The following is a 21,921-nucleotide window of genomic DNA, read 5'->3' as shown; positions in this document are numbered from 1 at the left end:
CGTCAACCTGTTTCGGGGTGGCCGAGTAGGACGTCGTAGGGTTTTGCTTCGCGTCCGCCGGACAGGTCCAGATGGATCGTCTTGACCTCCGTGTAAGCATCGAGCGCATCGGGGCCTAGTTCGCGACCGACTCCGCTCTGCTTGTAACCGCCGAACGGGAGCCGACAGTTGATCTGGTGGGCATCGTTGATCCACACGCTGCCGGATTGGATGCGTTCGGCCATCGCCAGTCCCCTGGCGTTGTCGGACGTCCAGATGCTGGCGGCCAGTCCGTAGTCACTGTCGTTGGCGATCGCGATGGCCTGTTCGTCCCCGTCGTAGCCGATGACCACCAATACCGGGCCGAAGACTTCCTCCCGGGCGATCGCCATGTCGTTGTGCACGCCGGTCAGGATCGTCGGCGCCACCCAGAACCCCTTGTCGAACATTCCGCCCGTCAGTGCCTCTCCCCCGAGCGCCACGGTCGCTCCGTCGGTCTGCGCACCACGGATGTAGTTGAGGATGCGAGTGCGTTGTGCGGCGTCGATGACCGGCCCCAGGTCGGTGTCCCAGTCCCTGGTCGGGCCTACCACGATGGTGGCGGCGCGCTTGACCAGCCGATCGACGAATTCGTGGTAGAGCGTCGTGGGGACCAGTGCGCGGGTGCCGGACTCGCAGACCTGACCTGAATAGGCGAAGCATCCGTAGAGCACACCTTCGACGGCCATCTCGAGATCGGCGTCGTCGAGGACGATCGTCGGGCCCTTACCGCCGAGTTCGAGGGTCACCTGTTTGACCGTGCCGGATGCCAGCCGCATGATCTCGCGTCCTACCGCGGTGGAGCCGGTGAACGCAATCTTGCCCACGTCGGGATGCGAGGCCAGTCTGGCCCCGGCCTCGGGCCCCTCGCCGGGGACCACGTTGATCACTCCGGGCGGTAGTCCGCTGCGTTCGGCGATACGGGCGAACTCGAGTATCGACAGTGGTGTGTGCTCGTCGGGTTTGACCACCACGCTGTTTCCCGCCGCAATCGCAGGTCCGACCTTCCACAGGGTCAGTAGTAGCGGAAAGTTCCATGGCGTGATCGCGCCGACCACCCCGATCGGCTCGCGGTGCACGACACTTTGACTGAGCACCGGGAACGTCTCGATTGGTGCCGGACGCTGGTAGGCGTAGCTCTCGGCAAGGTCTGCGAAATAGCTGAAATGACTTAGTGCGTAACCGATGTGGAATCCAGTGGCCAGCCGGATGGTCGCGCCGTTGCACGCCATCTCCAGCTCGATCAGCTCATCACTGACCTGGTCGGCCGCGGCGACGATGCGGCGCATCACGGCGGCGCGCTCCTGTGGCGTGGCCCGCGGCCAGCTACCGTCCTCGAAGCTGGCTTTTGCGGCCGCCACGGCGGCATCGACGTGCGATGCATCACCGCAGGCCACCGTGGCGACCGGGCTCTCGTCGCCGGGGTCGACCAGCGACAGCCGCCGATCGGAGTCCACCGACTCGCCGCCGATCAACATCGCATAATGCGGAACAGCCACCGTCGTCATCGGGTCAGGCCACCTCGGGACTGTTCGCGATCTTTCTCGGCAATCTTTTTGCGGTAGCTGCCGAACAGCGGTTTGGTCAACGGGATCAGCCGCAGGATCTTTCCGATCGGGCCCTTGGCCTTGACCTGGCCCTTGGCCAGGCCAATGGTGAGATTGTAGTTACCGCGCCAGAATTGGTCGGCGACATCGGCGGGCATGGTCATCGTGACGTCGGGTGTGAGATTGCTCGGGCCGCAGACGACTCGGAAATCGTCGCGCAGTGCGACGGTGAGTTCGCAGTCGGGATTTGTGTAGACCACCCGCATGACGATGTTGGCGGCGCGGAATTTCGGCCCCGACTGTGGGTGGTCGCCGGCATCGCGAAAGACCCCGCCGATGTACTTGTCGATCTCGCTGCAATCCTTGAAGAAGCCCATGATTGGTCCTGCTCCTGCGCGATGTGCGGTGCTCGATGGCACCGGATGGTGCGTGGATGGTGCTCACGCAATGCAATCACCGTGTCGAGGCCGTGGTCAGCCCCCAAAGGAGAAGTCTTGGTGCCCCGAAGGGGGGAAAGCGCGGATTGGCAGCTCTTGGCCGATACCGGCGCAAGTGGGCCGCGCAGTCCCATGGATAGCCGGCATGTCTATAACTGATACGCAATATTGGCCAAGGCGTGGACGTTAAACATCCATGTAATGTCGTTTTAGCGTCGGATAATGTATTTTGATAATCCGATGTTATCTGTCGCGACTGGGGTGCTGCGGCCACGACCGGAGGAGCTATCCACATGATCGATGCCTGGCGAGCTGACAACAAGTTTGTCCTGATCCGGCGCGGGACGAAGCCCTAGGCGGTGCTTCTGGCAGGATTTGGAACCCCGATGTGCAAGAAGGGAGTTCGAGTCGATGGACTCCGTCGTCGCGCCCGTTAGGCGCCGGCCGAAGGATCGAAAGCAGCAAATTCTGGAGCAGGCCGTTGGGCTCTTCATCGACCGTGGCTTTCATTCGGTCAAGTTGGAGGACATCGCCGAGGCGGCGGGAGTCACCGCGCGTGCGCTCTATCGCCACTACGACAACAAGCAAGCGTTGCTGGCCGAGGCCATCCGGACCGGTCAGGATCAGTACCAAAGTGCGCGCCGACTCACCGAGGGCGAGCAAGAGCCGACGCCTCGCCCGTTGAGTGTTGATCTTCCGGACCTGATCGCCGCGGCTGTTGCGTCGCGGTCCTTGACGGTGTTGTGGCAGCGCGAGGCGCGCTATCTCAATGACGCCGACCGTATCGAGGTCCGGCGCCGCATCAACGCGATCGTCGCCGGCATGCGCGAAAGCGTCTTGCTGGAGGTGCCCGGTCTGAGCCCGGCGCACTCGGAGTTGCGGGCGTGGGCGGTGTCCAGCACGCTGACCAGCCTCGGTAGACATAGTCTGACGCTTCCCGCCGAGGAGCTCAAAGAGCGCCTGTACCAGGCGTGTATGGCCGCTGCCAGGACGCCCCCGGTGTGCGAGCTGGAGCCACTTGGAACGGCCGCTGGCGGGCGCGACGGGCAGGACGTGCTGTTCTCCCGCTATGAAACCCTGTTGGCCACGGGTGCACGGCTATTCCGTGCGCAGGGCTATCCGGCCGTTAGCACCAGTGAAATCGGCAAGGGTGCCGGAATCGCGGGGCCCGGGTTGTATCGCTCGTTCTCGTCCAAGCAGGCGATCCTGGACGCGCTCATCCGCCGCCTTGATGAGTGGCGAAGCCTGGAGTGCATCCGCGCCTTACGCGCGAATCGGCAAGCGGCGCAGCGGCTACGCGGGCTGGTCGAGGGACACGTCCGGATCAGCTTGGACGCACCGGATCTGGTTGCGGTGTGCGTGACCGAGCTGAACCACGCCTCCGGCGACGTGCGGGACGGATATGTTCGGAATCAAGCCGACCGTGACACCCTCTGGATTGATCTCATCGGCGAGCTGGTTCCACAGACCAGTTCGGTCGAAGCGCGACTTTTGGTCGCGGCGGCCATCAGCTTTATCGAGGATGTGGCGCGTACCTGGCATCTCACGCGCTACGCCGCGGTGGCAGACGAAATCACCGCGATCGCACTATCAATCCTGACCAGCCGGTCCTGACTTCGAACTTGGTAGCGCACTGTTTGCACGGTGGAACGGGAGTGTCGCGACCCTCATCGGATCGGAATCTCTTCTGGTGATGGTTTGGATTGGGTTGGGGTCCTTCGCGATCCAAGTGCACAGGTGGGATCCACACGGTTTCACGAACAATTAGGTCGGCGGGTACAGCTCGGTGCCCTGGTGCATTTCGTGCCTGCCGATCGCCCTGGCCGCGCGGTAGCAACGAGAACACGAACAGGCCAGATGATTCCAGAGGGAGCCGCCCGCCGGGGCCAGACGTCGCGTTGGGTGAATGGCGAGCAGACCCCGGTCAGGCTCGAACGGAATCAGTGTGCGAGCTTGAGGCCGATCACGCTTCCAATGATCATTGCCAAGAACGCCACCTTGAGAAGCGACGCCGGCTCATCCCCGGTGGCCATCGCGTAGACCACGGTGAGAACTGCCCCAATGCCCACCCAGACGGCGTATGCGGTCCCGACCGACAGGTCCCGCATGGCGTAGGCCAACCCGGCCATGCTGACGATGAACGCCACCAGAAACACCACGCTCGGCGCGGGCTTGCTGAACCCTTCGGACTTGCCAAGGGCAGTTGCCCACACGGCTTCTAGAACACCAGACATGACCAGCACTATCCACGACACGGCGTTTCTCCCCGGGCCGTCTTGTCGCGCACCGGGTACGGCACCCATCGTCCGGAAGCCTTGATCAAGGCTCTGTCACGAACTTCTCACACCCGCGGTCGGGTGGCAATGTTAGCCCAGTCACCACAGCGGCCCGCGGAAACTGTCAACTGGAATCAGGCACCGTTTCGGGTATTGACCGGACATCCCGCGCTGGTTGGTTGGGGGCCAGCCACTCGACCGTGGGGTGGTGAACACGCCAAAAGTCAACTCGCACAGGCGCTCCAGGCCCGCAGCGAGAACTGCCTTGGTGCGACATCTGAAGCCGCAGTGGCACAAGGAATTACAGCGACTTGGAGGCGGGCGGCGGGGAACGTTGGCCGAGCGGTGGAGGTGCAAACGAACTATGACAACGCTTCTATGAGTTCGCCCACGGTGTGGCTGGCTTCCAGGGGGTGGCGCAGTCTGCCCTTGGGATTGAGGGTGTAGACATTGCGTCTGCCGTCCTTGGACTTGATCAGGTAACCTTCATCGGTCAAGTCCGCCAGGATCGTCTGTACTGACCGCTCGGTGATGCCGATTCGCATCGAGAGTTCACGGGCGGTCAAATGTTCACTGACTGATACGCACAGCAGTACATGTCCGTGGTTGGTCAGGAATGTCCATCCGCGTTCGGAGTCGCTATTGTGCGGTCGGCTTTGCTTCCCGGCCCTGGCAGCGCTCACAATTTCGATGTTACTACACCGAGCTTTCATGTAAATTACTTCGCTAATTCAAATAGACGAAAGATTGCGCGACTTTGCTGTCACGATCACCCTGGCGCGCCCGCGCCGTCTCGCGGCCCGCTCGGCGCCGAGGCTGAAGTCGGCGATCCCGGGTTGGCGGCGCGTCATCGGTGTGGGCGCTCTGGCCAAACTCATACGAAGAACTATTGGCGAAGATGATTTCGTCATATTACCTTCGTAGTAGTCCGATGATGCTGCAGCACGGAAAGCGAAGCCTCATGAAACCCCACCCCGGCACACGACCGCAGTCGTTGGCCACGGGACACGACGGCCACCTCTCATCCAAGAGGGTCCTGCTCAGCTACAGTGGCTCACTGGCCTTCATCGCAGGCTTTGTCAATGCGGTTGGCCTGCTGCTGCTGGCCTTCCCGGTCGGCAACCTCACGGGAGTGACAACCCAGCTTGGCATGAACACAGCCAATCCCTGGCTGTATGAGGGTCACATCCTGGCCGCGATCTTGATGGGGTTCTGGATTGGCGCGATCACGGCCGGAGCGATTCTCGGCAATAACCAGCATCCCCGGGGGTCGCACCACGCCATCGTGCTGACCGTGGAGGCGATATTGCTGATGCTCGCCTCGCTCGGTGTGGAGGAAACTCAGGTCAAGGCGGGCATTCAGGCGCTGGGCGTCGAGGAACCCGTCGTGCAGGCCCTGTTTATCGCGGCGGCCCTTGGAATGCAGAACGGCCTGACGTCAAGCTTCCGCGGGATGGCGGTTCGCACCACCCACTTCACCGGCACGGTGACCGATCTCGGCTTGATGCTTGGCCGCGCCCGTCGGGAAGGAATCGAGAGCTGGAAGGCCGCAGTCCTTGCGCTGACCTTGGTGCTCTTCTTGGTGGGTGGCGCCGCCGGCCTGCTGATCGGAACCTGGCTTGGCGGATATGCGCTGCTTCTTCCGGCGGGGGCGTGTGCGGTCTTTGCGGCGACGTATTTGCTGCGTAGCCGGAAGACCAAAGTGGCCACGGCGACAACGGCCGAGAACCCAGCGCGAGACGTCGGCGAAACCGCAACAGTGACCGTGTGAGTGCTGGGCGAGCGACGCTCACCACAGTGCGGCGATGGTTCCGCCGTCCGCGATCTGGGTTGTTCCGGTAATCATCGACGAATCGTCGGACAGCAGGAACGCCACGATGCTAGCCATCTCCTCGGGTCTGGCCATGCGGCCCTGCAACCTGGCAATCATGGTGTTCGCGCCCCCCGTTCCGAGCGCCTCGTCGAACATCGCCATCGCACTCTGTTGCATGGGGGTATCCACGAACGCGGGCAACAACGCATTGGAGCGCACATTGGCCGAGCGCAGTTCGGCGGCCGTGACTCGGCTGAGGTGGCTGATCCCGGCCTTCGACATGCCGTACGCCGCGGTTCCGCCCACCCCGATATGGCCCGCCAGTGACGACATGTTGACGATCGCTCCCCCGCCGCGCTCGACCATCTTGGGTGCCGCATGCTTGGTGCACAACCAGGCTCCACGCAGGTTGATGCCGATGACCCGATCAAAGTCCTCGACCGCGGTGTCGAGGATCGGGGCCAGATGAACGACTCCGGCATTGGCGACGAGCTTGTCGAGCCCGCCGAACGCTGTGACGCAGGCTTCGACCATGCCGGCGACCTGTTCCTCGGCACTGACATCGACCTGATACCCGACTGCGCCGGAGCCGATTTTCGCCGCTGCTTGCTCGGCCGAAGCGACGTCGATGTCCGCGCAGAGTACCGCGGCGCCTTCGGCGGCCAGCCGCTCGGCGATCGCGAGGCCGATCCCGGCCCCGGCCCCGGTCACGATCGCGGCTTTGCCGGCCAGGTCCGGGTACCTCATGGGCTAGCCCGCGGCCGCGAGCGGCGTGTCTGCAGGCCCGGCGGCCCCACCAGCCTCGCGAATGGCTCCGAAGATCACAAGGCCAAATCCTGGCATGTCGTCGGAGAGTTTGATCGCATACACCCCAAGATCGCGCAGCATCCAGGTCACGGTCTCGGACATGAAGTCAGCGGGGGTCTCCTCGTCAGAGGCGAACAGGCCGCATGCGCGCGGCGGTCCTGGGGGCCGCAGGTACAGGACCACGCCGCTGCCCTGGGCTGACATTGCGCTGAGTGCGCCGTTGAGTTCCCCGCCGCATCGGCACCCGGTCGACCCGAAGACGTCGCCGGTGAGGCACTCGATGTGGACGTGCAGTGCCACGGGCACGCCGGAGTCGGGGGCACCGATGATCACCGCCAAATGCTCGCCTCCTAGGTTGGCTGGCCCCAGATCACGAAAGCCGATGACGCGGGAATTGCCGGCCCACGTGGGTAGGGTCGTCTCCGTCAGCCGGATGACCTGCGGTTCGGTCCGTTGCCGATAAGCCAGGAGTTCGGCAATGGACACGACGGCCAATCCGTGTTCCACGGCGAATTCGACCAACTCGGCGCCGTGCGCCATCAGAGTGGGGTTACGGCGAGAGACAATCTCACACAATGCGGCGGCCGGCCGGTGTCCGGCTAGGCGGGCAAGGTCTACGGCGGCTTCGGCGGGCTCGCACTTGGCGAGCACCCCATGCGGCTCGGCCAGTAGTGGGGCCACGTGCCCGGGCCGGAGAAAATCCGCAGCTTGCGAGCCCGCCGACGCGAGAGCCGCGATGGTGCGGGCACGGTCGCGCGCCGAGATGCCGGTGCCGGTTGCTCGCACATCGACCGATACCCGATGTGTCGGGTTGTCATGGCACATCGGCGGTAGGTTCAACCGCGCACACTCGGCGTCCGGCAGCGCGACGCGGACATATCCCGCCGTGTGCCGGACGGTGAAAGCGACCAGAGACGAGGTCGCGGCCTCGGCCGCGAAGACCAGATATCCCTGGGCGGCGTGATCGTGGGTGACAACGACGGGGCGTCCCGCCGCTATCGCGGTGATCGCCCGGCGCACCCGGACATCGGTGGTTTTCATCCAGGCTCCGTTGCGGGGTGAGCGGCCAACCGGCGGAACCGGCTGCCATGAAAAACCAGTGGTGGTGTCTCGGGATCGGCTCCCAGCGAGCAGATTTCAAGCAATGCGATGGTGTGATCCCCCGCCGGGACCTCGGAGTGCAGCAGGCACTCCAGCCAGGCGCTGGCTCCGAGAACGACCACGCCCCCGCCGGGCAGCTCGCTGTGGAACACCCCGGCGAATCGGTCACCTTCCTTGCGCGAGAGGCTGATACATGTCTCGTCGTGGCCCTCGGCAAGAACGCTGACGCCGAGGCGCGGACGGTTGCGCAACTTCGGCCACGTCGTGGAAGTGTTCTGCACACAGATCGACACCAGCGGCGGGTCGATCGAAACGGAAGTGAACGAGCTCGCCGCCATCCCGACCGGGGCATCGCCGACCATCGCACAGACAGCAATCACACCGGAGGGGAAGCAGCTGAAGGCGTAGCGCAACGCGGCGCCGTCGAGAGGGTCGACGGTCTGCGGAATCATGTCGAAGGCGCAACTCACTGCCGCAGCCCCCCAAGGAATTCGAGTAGCAGCCGGTTGGTCTCATCGGGCGCTTCCCGCTGAATCCAGTGCCCGACGTCGGCCACCATGTGGGTGCCGCGGTAGTCGGACATGACCTCGTGTGCCCGCGCTATGGCCTCGGCTCCCCAGGTGGTGCCGACATCGTATTGACCACCGATGAACAGCGCGGGCGCAGACAGCGGCTTGCCTTCCTGGTCGGCGAGGTCGTGCCAGTCGTTGTCGATGTTGTGATAGAAACTCAGCGGTCCACCGAAGCCGGAGCGTTCGAACTCGCCAGTGTAGAAGTCAAGATCGGCATCGGTGAACCAAGCGGGCATCGTCTCCGGGTAGACGAACGCGTCCTTGAGCCGCGCCCCATCGGCCATGCACAAGGGGCCGGCCCGGATAACGTCGATCGGATCCATGGATGCCAGATCGACACCCGCATCGGCGGCCGCCTTGGTGGCCGCGATCATGCCGTCGCCGGACACCGTGTAGGTCAGCCCGAGTAGCCAGGTCCGCACATCTTCCTCGATCTCGGCGATGATGCCATCCTGAGCGGAGAAGTAGTCCTGATACCAAACCCGGCCTTCGCCCGCCAGCTCGAGGTGGTAGTCATTGGGCCGATGCTCGCCAAAGGGGCTGCCCGGCAAGCCGATCACACCACGCCCGGCGAATGGAACGCTGATCCCCACCACTCCGGCGCATCTTTGCGGAGATAACCAGGCGAAGGTCCAAGCGACCGGCGCGCCCCAGTCGTGACCGATAACGAATGCCTTGTCCGCACCATAGGCATCGACGACGCCAAGCACGTCACCGACTAATTCTTTGATGCGGTAGGCCTTTTGCACCCGGTACTTCGACGATCGGCCATAGCCACGCTGATCGACGGCCACCACCCGGTAGCCCGCGGCGGCCAGCGCCGGAATCTGATGGCGCCACGAGTACCAGGACTCTGGAAACCCGTGCAGCAGTATCACCAGCGGTCCCTCGCCGTCTTCGACGGCATGGATGCGGGTGCCCCGGCAGTTCAAGATCCGATGAGCCTGCGCCATGGTCGCCTTCCTTATCTCAGATCACCCACGGTCACCAGCTGGTCCGCGGGTTCGGCAGGTGCGGTGTGGTTTTCGTAGTTGCGGGCGATCAACGTCTTCTGGCCGGACAGCCTGGTTCGCGCCCATTTACCGATGACGCGGCTGGCGATTCCGGGCTTCATGAGCGCCAGCGGCGGTTTGACCAGGTGGACGACGGCCAGAAACTCGCGGTAGGCGTCGAGGTCGTCGTGCACCAGCTCCAACAGCCGATCCATGTACCAGGTGAGCGCACCGAAATAGAACGGGCGTTTCTTGTCGACGTCCTTGAGCCAGTTGAAGCGCAGGTTCTGCTCGCGGATCACGAACCAGGCGGTGTCGGCCATCTTGGCGATCGTTCGGTAGTACTTGCGCGGTAGCTCCCGGTGCGTGGGACCGTATTTGGACAGCAGCAACTGCATCTCCCGAACTTCCTTGAGCGCCAGACTCATGCCCAGCCCGGAAACGGGGTCCGCACTGGTGTAGGCGTCGCCCACCGCCAACAGAGCGCGCGGCAGGTTGCGCTTCTTTTCGTAGTGCAGCCGCAGCATGTTGGGATATCGGAAGTTGTAGATCGGCGAGGCAGGCTGAAGTCCGTCGATGTTCTCTCCGATGACCGGTGACGGCATCAGATCGGCGAACTCGCGAAATTCTCGAGCGGTGCGTGGCGGCGAGTAGCAGTTGTAGGCCACCAGTGAGGTGGACAGGATGGTCCGGGAGCTGTCGGTGTAGTACTGCGCGGCGTAGGTGTCTTCGTAGGGCCGGTACGCATAACAGATCACCATCACCTTGTCTTGCCACTGCCGCTCCGGCGGCACCTGGTGTTGCATGGTGGAGTAGAAGCAGTTGATGATGTCCTGTTCGACCTCGGGGGCTCCAATGCCGATGCGCCCCAAGAACTCCGGCACGTGGGTGTTCTTTCCCGAGGCATCCACGACGAACTCCGCGGGAATCACCTCCGGTTCGCCGCCGTCACCCTGGACGGCAACCCCGATGACGGCGTTGTTGGCGCGATCGAACACCAGGTCGGTGACCTCTGACTCGTAGCGGAAGTCGATGCGCGGTTCGTCGTCGAGTCGACGGCGCACGCACCATTCCAGCAGCGGCCGCCCGGCGCACACGATCTCGATGTCGCTCGTACCGGGTTTCTTCCAGGTTCCGCCCAGCCGAATCCGGTACTGGGCTGCCATGTCGACCTTGAATGCGCCCTCGCGCACCATGTCGTCGACGATGCCGGGGAAGAAACGTTCGAGTTCGATCTGCCCGGCGGTGAGGAGGTGGTGCAGGTGCCAGCCCTGCGCAGCGCCCGGTCTGCCCTCGCGGCGGCGGTGGGGGTCGTCCTTCTCGAGCACGATGACGCGGTCAAAGGCGTCGCTGCAGACCTTGGCCGCGGCGATGCCCGCGATGCTGCCGCCGATGACCACAGCGGTACCGCGACCGCTGCGCCGCACTGCGGCGAGATCCAGGGCCGAGTAGTCCAGGCGCGCCGGCGTGCGGCGGCGCGCCGCCCCGCTGGCCACGAACTTCTCGTGGTAGAGCCCAGCTCGGTGAAAGCCATTGGCCGACAACCAGGTGCGGGTAGCCTCGACCATCGCAGCGGGGCCGCACAGGTACACGTCGGCGTCGCCGCCGGCCAGCATCGCCTCGTCGAGCAAGTCGGTGACCAGCCCGGTGCGCCCGGACCAGTCGTCGTCGCGGCGCGCCACGATGACGTGCACCTGCAAGCCCGCAACACGGTGCTCGAGCTGTTCGAGTTCGTCGAGCTTGCACAGATCTTCGGCCGAGGTCACTCCATAGAGCAGACTTACCGGTTGGCCGGGATCGGCCGGCAGACTCTGGGCCATGGCCAGGATTGCTGACAGGCCGGTACCGCCGGCGACCAGCACCACCGGCCGTACAATCGGGCGAAGATAGAAGTTTCCCTTGCTGCCCCGCAACGCAATTCGATCACCCTGTTTGGCGTGGTCACGCAGATAGTTCGACATCGCGCCGTCGGGCAACAATCGGATGATGAACTCGAGCTCACCACCTCCGTCGGCCGGATGCGCATAAGAGTAGTTGCGCCACTGGTCGCTACCGGGAACCTGCAGCTGGGCGAACTGGCCCGCTCGATATCCGATCGTGCCGGCCATGGCCGAGACATCGACACGCAGGACGGCGGTGCCCGGTGACACCATGTCAACACCGGTCACCACGCCGTCGCCGCTTACCAGCAACGCCGCGTTGTCGTCGACGGGGTACTGCAGTTCGATCTCGCAATCGGACTCGGCAAAGGTCTGGCAGGTGAGGATCTTTCGGGCCGCTCGCTCCACATCGGAGAGGCCCTCGGTACGTCCCATGTCGTACCGGCCGGCGGTGCAGGTGGCCACGCAGGTGCCGCAGATTCCGCTCTGGCATTCGTTGACGATGGCGACACCGTGTTCTTCGGCGGCCTCCAGTATCGACTGGTCGGGCCGCACCGGCATGGTCTTGTGCGTTCCGTCCGAGTAGCCGACGGTAACGTGCCGAACTGTCATGGCGGTGCCCTTCTCGCCCTTGGTTCGCTAGACGATCGCGGCTTCGGGCTTTGGAGGTTTGTGGGGTCCCCCCGGCTTCTTGGCGATGCGAGCATTGAGCCGGGGCATGACTTCCTCGGCGAGCAGCCGTAGTGACTCTTTCCATGGCCCCGGGTTCTCCCGGTAGTCGAATCCGAGAACCAACAGGTGACCGAATCCGCCGACCTGGTCGTAGGTGGCTTCGAGTTTGTCGACCACGGTGTCCACCGAGCCGACCACGAAGGTGTTTTCGGCGAGGTACTCCGGGGTCACGTCGTCGTCGGGCACCGAGGGGTTGTGCTTGTAGAACTTGGTCATGCCGAACATTCGGAAGGTCGGCAGGACGTACTCGCGCATGGCTCGCCCCATGGTCCCGTCGACGGCGTACCGGAATGCTTGCTCATCGGTCTCCGCCACCAACACCTCACGCACGAGTCGCCAGTCGCGGCGGTCGGGCGTCCGGCCGCTGCGGGCGGCGCCTTCGAGGACCGCATCCCAGTGGGTCGCGACGTACTCGGTGTTCAGGTCCAGGCTCATCGGAAGGTAGCCCCGCTCGCCGGCCAGTTTGAGGGTTTCCGAGCCGGCGCTGAACCCGGTTACTCCGATCGGTGGGTGGGGTTTTTGGTAGGGCTTGATGTGGCGCCTCATCAGACCTTCGAACATCGGCGCAATACCGTTGGCGTTCCAGTACTTTCCGCGATGTTCCCAGGGTTGGTCTTCGGTCCAGATCCGCAACATGATTTCGAGAGCTTCGCGGGTCATCTCGCGATGCTCGCCATTCTTGCCGTCCACGTCATAGAGTGCCCAGTCTCCTGGGATACCGCTGGCTCCGACGCCCAGCATGAAGCGGCCCTGTGCCAGGTGATCGAAATACGCTACGCGATGGGCAAGTTCGACCGGGTGATGATAGGGCAGCAGGTGCGCGCCGGGTGCGAGCTTGATCTGCTTGGTACGCAGCAGCGCCTGGGCCAACAGTAGATCCGGGGCGCAGATCGGCTCCCACGGCACGGTGAAGTGTTCGCCGACCCAGGCTTCGACGTAGCCGAGTTGGTCGGCCAGTTCGATGATGTCGAGGTCCCACTGGGTGGCGTCGTAAAGAGTGCGTTCCGGCGGATGGGCCGGCATGAGGAATATTCCGATCTCCATCATTAACCCTTCTGGTCTGTCCCCGGCCCTGATGCGTGGCGCCGTGATCGCGTCTTCTGTAGGTATACCACAGTACTAGCAAGATACTTGACTGCGCACAAGACCCAATTTGCATGCGAGTTTATCTGTCGTTGAACTCCGATAGGCCGTATTGGCTATGGACATACTGGTCCGTAGCCGCGTAACCTCGCACAGATCACCCGTTCAGCGCCCAGTGAGCAGTAAGGAGCCGCCATGAACGTCGCCGGTGTCAGTCCAGTCGATCGCCGGTCCAACGGGGAGCGTGCGGCGCCGGACTTCACATACGTCCGGTACGAAACGATCGACGACGGCCGTATCGCGACGATCACCCTGAACCGCCCGAAACAGCGCAACGCGCAAACGCGCGGAATGCTGGTGGAGTTGGGTGCCGCCTTCGAACTTGCCGAAGCTGACGACACCGTCCGGGTGGTCATCCTGCGCGGCGAGGGGCCCGCCTTTTCCGCCGGGCACGACCTGGGCTCGGCCGATGATGTCCGGGAACGCGCCCCGGGGCCCGACCAGCACCCCACCTATCAGTGCAATGGCGGCACCTATGGCGGGGTGGAGTCACGCAACCGCCAGGAGTGGCACTACTACTTCGAGAACACGAAGAGGTGGCGCAATCTGCGCAAGATCACCGTCGCCCAGGTGCACGGGACGGTGCTGTCGGCGGGTTTGATGTTGGCCTGGTGCTGTGACTTGATCGTCGCTGCCGATGACACCGTGTTCGCCGATGTCGTGGGCACCCGTCTCGGCATGTGTGGAGTCGAGTACTTCGGCCACCCGTGGGAGTTCGGCCCGCGCAAGGCCAAGGAGCTCTTGCTTACCGGCGACTCGATCGGCGCGGACGAAGCCCACGCGTTGGGCATGGTGAGCAAGGTATTTCCGAGCGAGGATCTAGCCGATTGCGCGATCGAATTTGCGCGCCGCATCGCCAAGCTACCGACGATGGCTGCGCTGCTCATCAAGGAATCGGTGAACCAGACCGTGGACGCCATGGGTTTCACCACGGCGCTGGACGGGTGCTTCAAGATCCATCAGCTCAATCATGCGCACTGGGCCGAGGTCACCGGCGGAAAGCTGTGCTACGGCACCGTCGAGTATGGACTCGACGACTGGCGGGCCGCTCCGGAGATTCTGCCCGCAACCAAGCGGCGGCCCTGAGCAGGGCGCCGCACGTGGACGTCGCTTACCCGCCCGAGGCGGAAGAGTTTCGCGAGCGGGTCCGCGCGTTCTTGGACGAGCACCTGCCGTGCGGCTGGTCGGGGCCCGGCGCTCTGGCGGTGCAGGACCGCAAGGCCTTCGCTGCGAGGTGGCGCCAACTCCTGGTGGCAGCCGGGTTGATCGCGGTGTCCTGGCCCAAGGAGTACGGCGGGGGCGGTCACTCCCCCGTCGAGCAGGTGGTGCTCGCCGAAGAGTTCGCCCGCACGGGAGCACCCGAGCGCGAGGAGAACGATCTGTTCGGGGTCGATCTGCTGGGCAACACGTTGATCGCCCTGGGAACCGAAGCGCAGAAGCGGCATTTCCTGCCGCGCATCCTCACCGGCGACGATCGCTGGTGCCAGGGTTTCTCTGAGCCTGAGGCCGGCTCGGATCTGGCCTCTGTGCGGACCCGAGCCGTACTCGATGGTGACCAGTGGGTGATCAACGGTCAGAAAATCTGGACATCGGCCGGATCCACCGCCAATTGGATCTTTGTCTTGGCGCGAACGGATCCCGTTGCGCCCAAGCACCAGGGGCTGTCGTTGTTGTTGGTGCCGATGGACCAGCCTGCCGTGGTGGTTCGGCCGATCATCAATGCCGCCGGACATTCCCCGTTCAATGAGGTCTTCTTCGCCGACGCCCGAACCGGCGTTGCCAATGTAGTGGGCGAAGTCGGCAGCGGCTGGACGGCCGCCATGACTCTGCTGGGTTTCGAACGCGGCGCGCAGGCGACCACGGGGGCGATCGACTTCGCCCGTGACCTGTCCCGGTTGTGCGATCTGGCCCGAGCGCGGGGCTTGGACAGCGACCCGCGCATCCGAGACCGGCTGGCGTGGTGTTATTCCCGCACCCAGATCATGCGCTACCGCGGCTACCGCAGCCTTACCTGGGCGCTGAACGGGCTGTTGCCAGGCGCTGAAGCGGCGATCAGCAAGGTCATCTGGAGTGAATACTTCCAGCGCTATACCGAGCTTGCCGTGGAGATTCTCGGGTTGGACGCGCTCTGCCCCAGCGGCCCGGGCAATGGTGAGGCGCTCGTTGTTCCGCAGGCCGGTACCGCCAACTCCCCTGCCTGCTGGATGGACGAGTTGCTATACGCGCGCGCCGCGACGATCTATGCCGGCAGTTCGCAGATCCAGCGCAATGTGATCGGCGAGCAACTGCTCGGGCTCCCCAAGGAACCACGCCGAGAAGCCGTGCACTGACATGGATTTCCGCTATAGCACCGAGCAGGACGACTTCCGCGAGTCGTTGCGGGGCTTTCTTCGCGATCAGGCCCCACCGGCGCGGGTACGTCAGGTTACCGCCGTGGGTGGCCATGACAAAAAGCTGTGGCACCGGCTTTGCGCCGAACTGGAACTACCCGCGCTGCACGCCCCGCCGGAATACGGCGGAGCGGGCGGCACGCTGGTGGAGACCGCGATCGCATTCGGCGAACTCGGCCGGGCACTGACCCCGGTTCCCTTCGCCGCAACGATCCTCGCGATCGAGGCGATACTGCGCATGGGTGATAGCGAGCAGCGCAAGGGCCTGCTCAGCGGTCTGCTCTCCGGCGATCGGATCGGGGCGCTGGCGGCGGCCGGACCCGACCTATCGGTGACCTCGGTGCGAGCCGGCCGGCGCGACGGCCGCCCGGTGCTCACCGGCGAGTGCGCCCCGGTGTTGCATGGCCATGTCGCGGACCTGTTCGTCGTCCCGGCCGAATCCGACGGTGCGGTGATCCTCTACGTGGTGGACGCCGCTGCCCCAGGGGTCACCGTCGTCGGACTCCCCTCGTTCGACATCACCCGTCCGGTCGCCAAGCTGCGACTGGTTCGGGCCCCGGCGGAAGCCTTGGCCGCGAGCTCAGCCGACGAGGTAGCCCGACTACTGGACGTGGCCCGGGTGCTGCTGGCCGCTGAGATGCTCGGTGGCGCCGAGGCATGCCTGGATCTGGCAATCGAATACGCCTGCAGTCGCAAGCAATTCGATCGGCCGATCGGCTCGTTTCAGGCCGTCAAGCACCGCTGCGCCGACATGATGATCGAGATTGATGCCACCCGCGCTGCGGTGATGTTTGCGCAGCTGTGCGCGGTCGGCGGGGACGAACTGCACGCCACCGCCCCGCTGGCGAAGGCGCAGGCCGCGGACACCTACGTATTGTGTGCGGGCTCGGCTATCCAGGTTCACGGCGGGATCGCCTTCACCTGGGAACACGACCTGCATCTGTATTTCCGCCGGGCCAAGACGACCGAAGCCTTGTTCGGCAGCAGTGCGCACCAGCGGTCGCTGTTGGCCGATCGTGTCGGCCTCTAGCCGGTGAGCGACGGTGCCGATCTAGGTGGCGACCGCTGCCAGCGCCGCTTCGTAGTCGGGCTCTTGCGCGATTTCCGGCACCAGTTCGGTGTAGGAAACTTTGCCGTCGGCGCCGATGACCACGATGGCCCGGGCAAGGAGTCCGGCCATCGGGCCGTCGGTGATGGTGACGCCGTAGGCCTCACCGAAGCCGTCGCGGAACGCCGAGGCGCTTGTCACGTTCTCGATCCCCTCCGCCCCACAGAATCGCTTCTGCGCAAACGGCAGGTCTTTCGACACGCAGAGCACGTTCACTCCGCTCGCGGCGGCACGCTCGTTGAAGGTCCGAACACTGGTTGCGCACACCGGTGTATCGATGGACGGGAAGATATTCAGCACGACGGCCTTGCCGCGGAACTGGTCGCTGCTCACCGTTCCCAGGTCATCACCGGTCAGGGCGAATGCCGGGGCAGGAGATCCGACGGCGGGCAGTTCGCCGACAGTGTTGATCGCATTTCCACGCAGGGTTATCTGTGCCATGGGCACAGTCTGCCAAGACCGTCAAAGCGACCCACGATCAGGTCCAGACCGGGCTGACCCGCCGCTGTTGGCGCCCAAAGGACACCTTCAGCATGAATACGAAACCCGCGCTCCGAACGCCTCCACCACATGGGTCGCGGTGACCTCATGGACCATGGCGCTGAACTGTTCGTCGAAGAAGCCCCGATCCTCCAGGTGGGCCTCGATGCGCGGCAAGATATATCGATCGATCGGGCAGTCTTGCAGGATGTGGCTGTCGAAATTGCGTGCGATCGGGCTGGTGTCGCAGGCGCCGAGGAACGGGCACTGCGTGCATACCGAATCCTTCAGTGCTGTCTCCTCCGCGACAAGGTAACCGTAGGTGGCGCCATCCACGATGTCCTCGATGGTCGTCTCGGTGATATTGCCGAGGTCCCCATGCTCACGGTAGGCATCGCAGCTGAGTCTGCCGTCACGGTCGATGACGAGGACGTCGTTACCCAACAGCGCACGGTCTTGGCCCGGGCGCTCCAAGCCCATGCGCTCGAGGATCACGGTGCGCAGATACTGATCAAGAGGATCGACCCGCGGGGTCATACCGGCCGAGACCCACAGGTCGAAGAACACCATCAACGCGTCGAGGATGTCGGACTTGTCGACGGTGACGCCGTTCATCGGACGCGCCGCGGGACCGCTGAACAGTGGGAGCAGTCGTGCCGGCTTCTGGAGCTGGCTGATCTCCTCGAATACGCGCTGAATCTGGCTGACGGTGTGCCCAGCCAACACCGTGATGATGCTGAAGGGTAAGCCCCGGTCCTGCAGACGGCGGATGTTCGAACGTACCGCCGCCTCTGTCCGCTTGCCTCCCGCCGTCAACCGCACGCCTTCGGCGAAATCTACCGAGATACCCAGTTCAACGCCATGTTCTTCGAAGACATCCAGGTGCTCGTCGCGAACGGAATACAGGTTCGTTTGCAGGACATTTCTGACCCGGCGGCTTTGTAGCCAATCGCTGGGGAAAACCTCTCTCTGCAATGCGAACACTCGCTCAAAATATTCACGCGGCAACAGTGTGGGCTCGCCCCCGTGCCAAATGATGTCCACGGGGATGTCGTAGCCGCAGCGCCGGGTCGTCAGATCGGCGTAGTCCCGGATGGCGACTAAAGCGTCCCGCCAGACCGACTCCGACATCCTTGTCGGGTCCGATAGGTGCTCCCACTCGTAACAGTATTTGCACCTTAGATTGCAGAGCTTGCTGGTCTTAATTACCCATTGCATAGCGGCACTCCCAGTCCGAAGACTGACACTTCTTCCCCTATTGGCATCGCTGCCGATCAACCGGCAAGAGGTAGAACACGGCCCAATCGGGGATATCTCCGGCCGCGGCGGTACCACCTACCAGGCGGCCATTTTCAATCACCAATGTCTTGCCGCAGGCCAGGACGTAGGTGCCGGTGGGTGCGGCATCGATGGTCGTGCCCGCCGAGACCAACTCTGCCGCTGTAGCGGACTTGCTGGTCAGCGTGCTGACTCGGATCTCTTGTCCGTCGATGGTCTCAAGTGTGATGATGCTCGGGCGGAAAGTGTTCTTGGAAGCCGTGTTTCGTCCTTCGGCGAGGGCCGAAATGACCGACGTAGCGGTCGCCGACTCCAACGCCTCGATGATCACCTTGCTGACAGCTGATTGGGCGGTTTCCTGCAATATCGTCACGTTGTACTCCTTACGTTAAGTGGCTGTACTGCTATCGCTTGCTCGATGTGGTCAATGTGGCATATGTGACCTATTCGGCCTATGCGGCTGAGTGACAGCCGCCCTTCGCCAACGACGCAAAACAATGTGGTATGCAAACCATACACGATATTCATCATGATGTCTGCATTGGCGAAATGCGGCCGCAAATTCGAGCGCAATTCTAATTTGCCATTCTGGTATCGGGTTCACCCTTAGCAAGTGATGGCGTTGGAACGAGGGATTCCGGCTGGCGGTGCCGGCATCACGCCGGTCGCGCGCCTCGGTCTTCTCGCTGCCGAGCTTGCGCCGCGGTCGAGACGCAGCGGCCGCCGAGATCCTGTTTACGGTTTCGGGGTCGGGCCAGCACAATCAACAAGCGCGGATTGATGCGGCGGGTCGACTTAGCGAAGGCGGGCCAATGACGACACGGCAGGATCGAAAGGCCAAGCGGCGCAGCTTGATGCAGCACCTCACGGCGCTGCGCGTGCGCTACGTCGAACGCTTCATGCCAGATCCGTACCTGTTCGCGGTCCTGCTTACCGTCATCGTGGTTGCGTTGGTCGCGCTACTGGTCCGGGGCGCAACGCCGAGCGGCATCCTCAACGCCTGGTACGACGGTGTCTGGGGATCGCAGAACATCTTTACCTTCGCGTTCCAGATGGTGTTGATCCTGGTGACTGGTTACACGCTCGCCGAAGCGCCACCGCTGAAGCGGGCGATCGTATTCGTCGCCAGTAAGCCAACGAACCAGATTCAAGGCGCTCTGCTGTGTTTTAGCCTGAGTGCCGCATTGTCGCTGCTGAATTGGGGGCTCGGTCTGGTGGCGGGCGCCCTGGTCGCTCGCCAGGTGGCGAAGCGACTCGAGGGCGTGCATTTTGGCTACCTCATCGCAGCCTCATTCATGGGCTTTATCGTCTGGACCCAGGGCCTGTCGTCGTCGATCGCGCTGGCGAACACCGACTCCAATAGCCCAATCAATGTGATTCACAAGATGACCGGCATCAACGTGCCGCTGCGGCTGACGATCTTTCAGCCCTACAGCTGGGTGGCCGCGGCGGCGGTTCTGGTGCTGCTGGCCATCGCGATCCGGCGCATGGAGCCGGCGCGTCGCCTCGAGCCGGACCCCGCGGTCTTCGCGGACGAGGACACGCCATCGGACCCCGCCACAGGCGACCGGACGTTTGCTGACTGGTTGGAAAACCTGTGGATTCTCAACGTGATCGTCTTTGTCGCGGGACTAACATACTTCTCGCTAAGTGGTTTTGCGCTGAACATCTCGTCGATGATCATGCTGTTCACCGTGACGGGAGCGTTGCTACATCGCACGCCAATTCGCTTCATCCGGGCGTTTTCCGGCGCGGCCAGAGTGTCGGGCCCGCTGCTGCTGCAGTATCCGCTGTACGGCGGGATCATCGGGCTTCTGGGTTATCTGCCCTCGCAAGCACCCGCGGGTTCGGGCACGCCGCTGCAGACGGTGCTCGCCGAGGTGCTGGTCAGCGGCGCGAACCAGTACACCCTCCCTTTCCTGACCTTCGTCGGCTCGATCATCATCTCGCTGTTTGTGCCCTCCGGTGGTGGCCACTGGGCGGTGCAGGGGCCAGTCGCGGTCGACTCGGCGCTCGTGCTGGGCCAACATTCGCCGGCCTACCTCGGACTGATCTCAATGTCGGTGGCAATCGGCGAGGCGGTTGCCAACATGATTCAGCCGTTCTGGCTGCTACCACTGCTGGCAATCGCGAAACTCAATGTCCGTCAGGTAATGGGATTCACCATCATCGCCTTCCTGATTGGTTCGGTGGTCTCCAGCGCCGCCGTCCTCATCGCGCCGCACGTCCTATGAATCGATCAACTCCGGCGCCTACCAATGCACTGACATGTGCTCCCCTGGACTCATTACTCGGCTGCCGGTGCGGCGGGGACACGCCGGCAGCCGACGGCCTGGCCTAATTTGTGGGGTACCCGACCTAGACGACATAGCGGAACCTGAGCAGCATTGAGCCCATGGCCCGCAAGGTGGTTATCGTCGGTTTCCCCGGGGTCCAACCGCTCGACGTGGTGGGACCGTTCGAGGTGTTTGCGGGTGCATCCCTGCTGAGCGAGGGCGGTTACGACGTGGCGCTCGCATCGATCGACGAGCGTCCGGTGGCAACCGGAATCGGCTTGGAATTCATGACCACGCGGCTGCCAGACCCGAGTGCGCCGGTAGACACCGTTGTGCTCCCCGGTGGCGGTGGCGTCGATGCCGCACGCGACAACGTGGCGCTGATGGACTGGGTCAAAGCCGCTGCGGGTACTGCCCGGCGCGTTGTCACCGTCTGTACTGGCACATTTTTGGCCGCCGAAGCGGGGCTGCTCGACGGTTGTCGGGCCACCACGCATTGGGCCTTCGCCGACCGGCTGGCTCGTGAGTTTCCCGCCGTCGACGTCGATCCTGACCCGATCTTCATCCGCAGCTCCCCGAAGGTGTGGACTGCCGCGGGAGTGACGGCGGGTATTGACCTCGCGCTCGCCTTGGTCGAGGGTGATCACGGCACCGAGATCGCCCAGACGGTTGCCCGCTGGCTGGTGTTGTATCTGCGTCGCCCCGGCGGCCAGACGCAGTTCGCGGCACCGGTGTGGATGCCGCGGGCCAAGCGGCCTTCGATCCGGGACGTGCAGGAGGCGATCGAGGCCCAACCGGGTGGCCCGCACAGCATTGAAGAGCTGGCCCATCGGGCGGCGATGAGTCCCCGCCATTTCACGCGGGTATTCACTGGTGAAGTTGGCGAGGCGCCGGGCCAGTATGTCGAACGCGTCCGCACGGAGGCCGCGCGACGACAGTTGGAAGAGACCGAGGACACCGTCGTGGCAATCGCGGCCCGCTGCGGGTTCGGTACCGCTGAGACGATGCGGCGCAACTTCATTCGCAGGGTTGGCATCTCACCAGACCAATACCGCAAGGCCTTCGCCTGAC

At 63.8% G+C, this 21,921-nt stretch carries 20 protein-coding genes and 1 riboswitch; of the genes, 7 read left to right on the top strand and 13 right to left on the bottom strand.

Going from position 1 to position 21,921, the window contains the following annotated elements; all coding sequences use genetic code 11:
• Positions 1–2: 2 nt before the first annotated feature.
• Together CCUG20998_RS14005 and CCUG20998_RS14000 are read right to left on the bottom strand one after the other, a co-directional pair.
• Complete coding sequence (locus CCUG20998_RS14005) at positions 3–1,526, bottom strand: aldehyde dehydrogenase family protein (RefSeq protein ID WP_020729118.1); 1,524 nt, start codon at positions 1,524–1,526, stop codon at positions 3–5.
• Positions 1,523–1,942, bottom strand: coding sequence for an SCP2 sterol-binding domain-containing protein (locus CCUG20998_RS14000; protein WP_020729117.1), 420 nt, complete (start codon positions 1,940–1,942; stop codon positions 1,523–1,525). Before CCUG20998_RS14000 ends, CCUG20998_RS14005 begins: the two co-directional genes overlap by 4 nt.
• Positions 1,943–2,413: 471 nt before the next feature.
• Between CCUG20998_RS14000 and CCUG20998_RS13995 the strand changes: the two genes are divergently transcribed.
• Positions 2,414–3,616, top strand: a complete 1,203-nt coding sequence (locus CCUG20998_RS13995) for a TetR/AcrR family transcriptional regulator (protein WP_020729116.1) — start codon at positions 2,414–2,416, stop codon at positions 3,614–3,616.
• Positions 3,617–3,942: 326 nt separating this feature from the next.
• On the opposite strand, the gene CCUG20998_RS13990 is transcribed toward CCUG20998_RS13995, so the two are convergent.
• Both CCUG20998_RS13990 and CCUG20998_RS13985 read right to left on the bottom strand, forming a co-directional pair.
• Positions 3,943–4,257, bottom strand: coding sequence for a DMT family transporter (locus CCUG20998_RS13990; RefSeq protein ID WP_020729115.1), 315 nt, complete (start codon positions 4,255–4,257; stop codon positions 3,943–3,945).
• A 10-nt stretch (positions 4,258–4,267) separates the two neighbouring features.
• A riboswitch (guanidine-III (ykkC-III) riboswitch) is annotated at positions 4,268–4,333 on the bottom strand.
• Positions 4,334–4,640: 307 nt separating this feature from the next.
• Entirely contained in the window at positions 4,641–4,991 is a 351-nt protein-coding gene (locus CCUG20998_RS13985; protein ID WP_050674543.1) for a helix-turn-helix transcriptional regulator, read from the bottom strand.
• A gap of 248 nt (positions 4,992–5,239) precedes the next feature.
• On the opposite strand from CCUG20998_RS13985, the gene CCUG20998_RS13980 reads away from it, so the two are divergent.
• Positions 5,240–6,049, top strand: a complete 810-nt coding sequence (locus tag CCUG20998_RS13980) for a YoaK family protein (protein ID WP_036455932.1) — start codon at positions 5,240–5,242, stop codon at positions 6,047–6,049.
• An 18-nt stretch (positions 6,050–6,067) separates the two neighbouring features.
• Here the strand turns inward: CCUG20998_RS13980 and CCUG20998_RS13975 are convergent, their stop codons facing one another.
• The 6 genes from CCUG20998_RS13975 to CCUG20998_RS13950 are packed head-to-tail and all read right to left on the bottom strand — an operon-like array spanning position 6,068 to position 13,219.
• Positions 6,068–6,838: a glucose 1-dehydrogenase gene (locus tag CCUG20998_RS13975; protein WP_020729111.1), complete on the bottom strand. Its 771-nt coding sequence runs from the start codon at positions 6,836–6,838 to the stop codon at positions 6,068–6,070.
• A 3-nt stretch (positions 6,839–6,841) separates the two neighbouring features.
• Positions 6,842–7,939, bottom strand: coding sequence for a 3,4-dihydroxy-2-butanone-4-phosphate synthase (locus CCUG20998_RS13970; RefSeq protein WP_020729110.1), 1,098 nt, complete (start codon positions 7,937–7,939; stop codon positions 6,842–6,844).
• Positions 7,936–8,469 (bottom strand): flavin reductase family protein, encoded by a 534-nt coding sequence (locus CCUG20998_RS13965; protein WP_020729109.1) that lies wholly within the window; start codon positions 8,467–8,469, stop codon positions 7,936–7,938. The genes CCUG20998_RS13970 and CCUG20998_RS13965 overlap by 4 nt, the downstream gene beginning before the upstream one ends.
• The gene (locus CCUG20998_RS13960) at positions 8,466–9,524 is read right to left on the bottom strand and encodes an alpha/beta fold hydrolase (RefSeq protein ID WP_020729108.1); all 1,059 of its coding nucleotides are present in this window, start codon (positions 9,522–9,524) and stop codon (positions 8,466–8,468) included. The genes CCUG20998_RS13965 and CCUG20998_RS13960 overlap by 4 nt, the downstream gene beginning before the upstream one ends.
• Positions 9,525–9,535: 11 nt before the next feature.
• Complete coding sequence (locus CCUG20998_RS13955) at positions 9,536–12,055, bottom strand: FAD-binding oxidoreductase (protein ID WP_020729107.1); 2,520 nt, start codon at positions 12,053–12,055, stop codon at positions 9,536–9,538.
• A 27-nt stretch (positions 12,056–12,082) separates the two neighbouring features.
• Positions 12,083–13,219 carry an LLM class flavin-dependent oxidoreductase gene (locus CCUG20998_RS13950; protein ID WP_012394565.1) on the bottom strand — a complete coding sequence of 379 codons (1,137 nt, stop codon included), beginning with the start codon at positions 13,217–13,219 and terminating at the stop codon, positions 12,083–12,085.
• 234 nt (positions 13,220–13,453) lie between these two features.
• Between CCUG20998_RS13950 and CCUG20998_RS13940 the strand changes: the two genes are divergently transcribed.
• From CCUG20998_RS13940 to CCUG20998_RS13930, 3 genes are read left to right on the top strand one after another with little or no spacing between them, the layout of a single operon-like run.
• The gene (locus CCUG20998_RS13940) at positions 13,454–14,404 is read left to right on the top strand and encodes an enoyl-CoA hydratase (protein ID WP_020729106.1); all 951 of its coding nucleotides are present in this window, start codon (positions 13,454–13,456) and stop codon (positions 14,402–14,404) included.
• 14 nt (positions 14,405–14,418) lie between these two features.
• Positions 14,419–15,648: an acyl-CoA dehydrogenase gene (locus CCUG20998_RS13935; RefSeq protein WP_020729105.1), complete on the top strand. Its 1,230-nt coding sequence runs from the start codon at positions 14,419–14,421 to the stop codon at positions 15,646–15,648.
• A gap of 1 nt (position 15,649) precedes the next feature.
• Positions 15,650–16,738, top strand: coding sequence for an acyl-CoA dehydrogenase family protein (locus CCUG20998_RS13930; protein ID WP_020729104.1), 1,089 nt, complete (start codon positions 15,650–15,652; stop codon positions 16,736–16,738).
• 21 nt (positions 16,739–16,759) lie between these two features.
• Here the strand turns inward: CCUG20998_RS13930 and tpx are convergent, their stop codons facing one another.
• The 3 genes from tpx to CCUG20998_RS13915 form a co-directional block, all read right to left on the bottom strand.
• Positions 16,760–17,257 carry a thiol peroxidase gene (gene tpx, locus CCUG20998_RS13925; protein WP_020729103.1) on the bottom strand — a complete coding sequence of 166 codons (498 nt, stop codon included), beginning with the start codon at positions 17,255–17,257 and terminating at the stop codon, positions 16,760–16,762.
• An 87-nt stretch (positions 17,258–17,344) separates the two neighbouring features.
• Positions 17,345–18,514: a radical SAM protein gene (locus tag CCUG20998_RS13920; protein WP_081651012.1), complete on the bottom strand. Its 1,170-nt coding sequence runs from the start codon at positions 18,512–18,514 to the stop codon at positions 17,345–17,347.
• A 37-nt stretch (positions 18,515–18,551) separates the two neighbouring features.
• The gene (locus CCUG20998_RS13915) at positions 18,552–18,947 is read right to left on the bottom strand and encodes a hypothetical protein (RefSeq protein ID WP_020729101.1); all 396 of its coding nucleotides are present in this window, start codon (positions 18,945–18,947) and stop codon (positions 18,552–18,554) included.
• Positions 18,948–19,386: 439 nt separating this feature from the next.
• Between CCUG20998_RS13915 and CCUG20998_RS13905 the strand changes: the two genes are divergently transcribed.
• Positions 19,387–20,808 carry a TIGR00366 family protein gene (locus CCUG20998_RS13905; protein ID WP_103653959.1) on the top strand — a complete coding sequence of 474 codons (1,422 nt, stop codon included), beginning with the start codon at positions 19,387–19,389 and terminating at the stop codon, positions 20,806–20,808.
• A 161-nt stretch (positions 20,809–20,969) separates the two neighbouring features.
• Positions 20,970–21,920: a GlxA family transcriptional regulator gene (locus CCUG20998_RS13900; protein ID WP_020725364.1), complete on the top strand. Its 951-nt coding sequence runs from the start codon at positions 20,970–20,972 to the stop codon at positions 21,918–21,920.
• The last annotated feature ends 1 nt before the right edge of the window (position 21,921 follow it).

The sequence above is a fragment of the Mycobacterium marinum genome, assembly GCF_003391395.1.
GTDB classification, from domain to species: domain Bacteria; phylum Actinomycetota; class Actinomycetes; order Mycobacteriales; family Mycobacteriaceae; genus Mycobacterium; species Mycobacterium marinum.
Note: the sequence above shows the minus strand (reverse complement) of the source record. Positions and strands in the feature narration are given on the sequence as shown.

What these genes read in the sequence shown, in the direction of transcription:
- CCUG20998_RS13955 (WP_020729107.1), bottom strand. Translation starts at nt 12,055, where the DNA reads ATGACAGTTCGGCACGTTACCGTCGGCTACTCGGACGGAACGCACAAG.
- CCUG20998_RS13905 (WP_103653959.1), top strand. Translation starts at nt 19,387, where the DNA reads ATGACGACACGGCAGGATCGAAAGGCCAAGCGGCGCAGCTTGATGCAG.
- CCUG20998_RS13950 (WP_012394565.1), bottom strand. Translation starts at nt 13,219, where the DNA reads ATGGAGATCGGAATATTCCTCATGCCGGCCCATCCGCCGGAACGCACT.
- CCUG20998_RS14000 (WP_020729117.1), bottom strand. Translation starts at nt 1,942, where the DNA reads ATGGGCTTCTTCAAGGATTGCAGCGAGATCGACAAGTACATCGGCGGG.
- CCUG20998_RS13920 (WP_081651012.1), bottom strand. Translation starts at nt 18,514, where the DNA reads ATGCAATGGGTAATTAAGACCAGCAAGCTCTGCAATCTAAGGTGCAAA.
- CCUG20998_RS14005 (WP_020729118.1), bottom strand. Translation starts at nt 1,526, where the DNA reads ATGACGACGGTGGCTGTTCCGCATTATGCGATGTTGATCGGCGGCGAG.
- CCUG20998_RS13930 (WP_020729104.1), top strand. Translation starts at nt 15,650, where the DNA reads ATGGATTTCCGCTATAGCACCGAGCAGGACGACTTCCGCGAGTCGTTG.
- CCUG20998_RS13900 (WP_020725364.1), top strand. Translation starts at nt 20,970, where the DNA reads ATGGCCCGCAAGGTGGTTATCGTCGGTTTCCCCGGGGTCCAACCGCTC.
- CCUG20998_RS13985 (WP_050674543.1), bottom strand. Translation starts at nt 4,991, where the DNA reads ATGAAAGCTCGGTGTAGTAACATCGAAATTGTGAGCGCTGCCAGGGCC.
- CCUG20998_RS13995 (WP_020729116.1), top strand. Translation starts at nt 2,414, where the DNA reads ATGGACTCCGTCGTCGCGCCCGTTAGGCGCCGGCCGAAGGATCGAAAG.
- CCUG20998_RS13940 (WP_020729106.1), top strand. Translation starts at nt 13,454, where the DNA reads ATGAACGTCGCCGGTGTCAGTCCAGTCGATCGCCGGTCCAACGGGGAG.
- CCUG20998_RS13960 (WP_020729108.1), bottom strand. Translation starts at nt 9,524, where the DNA reads ATGGCGCAGGCTCATCGGATCTTGAACTGCCGGGGCACCCGCATCCAT.
- CCUG20998_RS13975 (WP_020729111.1), bottom strand. Translation starts at nt 6,838, where the DNA reads ATGAGGTACCCGGACCTGGCCGGCAAAGCCGCGATCGTGACCGGGGCC.
- tpx (WP_020729103.1), bottom strand. Translation starts at nt 17,257, where the DNA reads ATGGCACAGATAACCCTGCGTGGAAATGCGATCAACACTGTCGGCGAA.
- CCUG20998_RS13980 (WP_036455932.1), top strand. Translation starts at nt 5,240, where the DNA reads ATGAAACCCCACCCCGGCACACGACCGCAGTCGTTGGCCACGGGACAC.
- CCUG20998_RS13970 (WP_020729110.1), bottom strand. Translation starts at nt 7,939, where the DNA reads ATGAAAACCACCGATGTCCGGGTGCGCCGGGCGATCACCGCGATAGCG.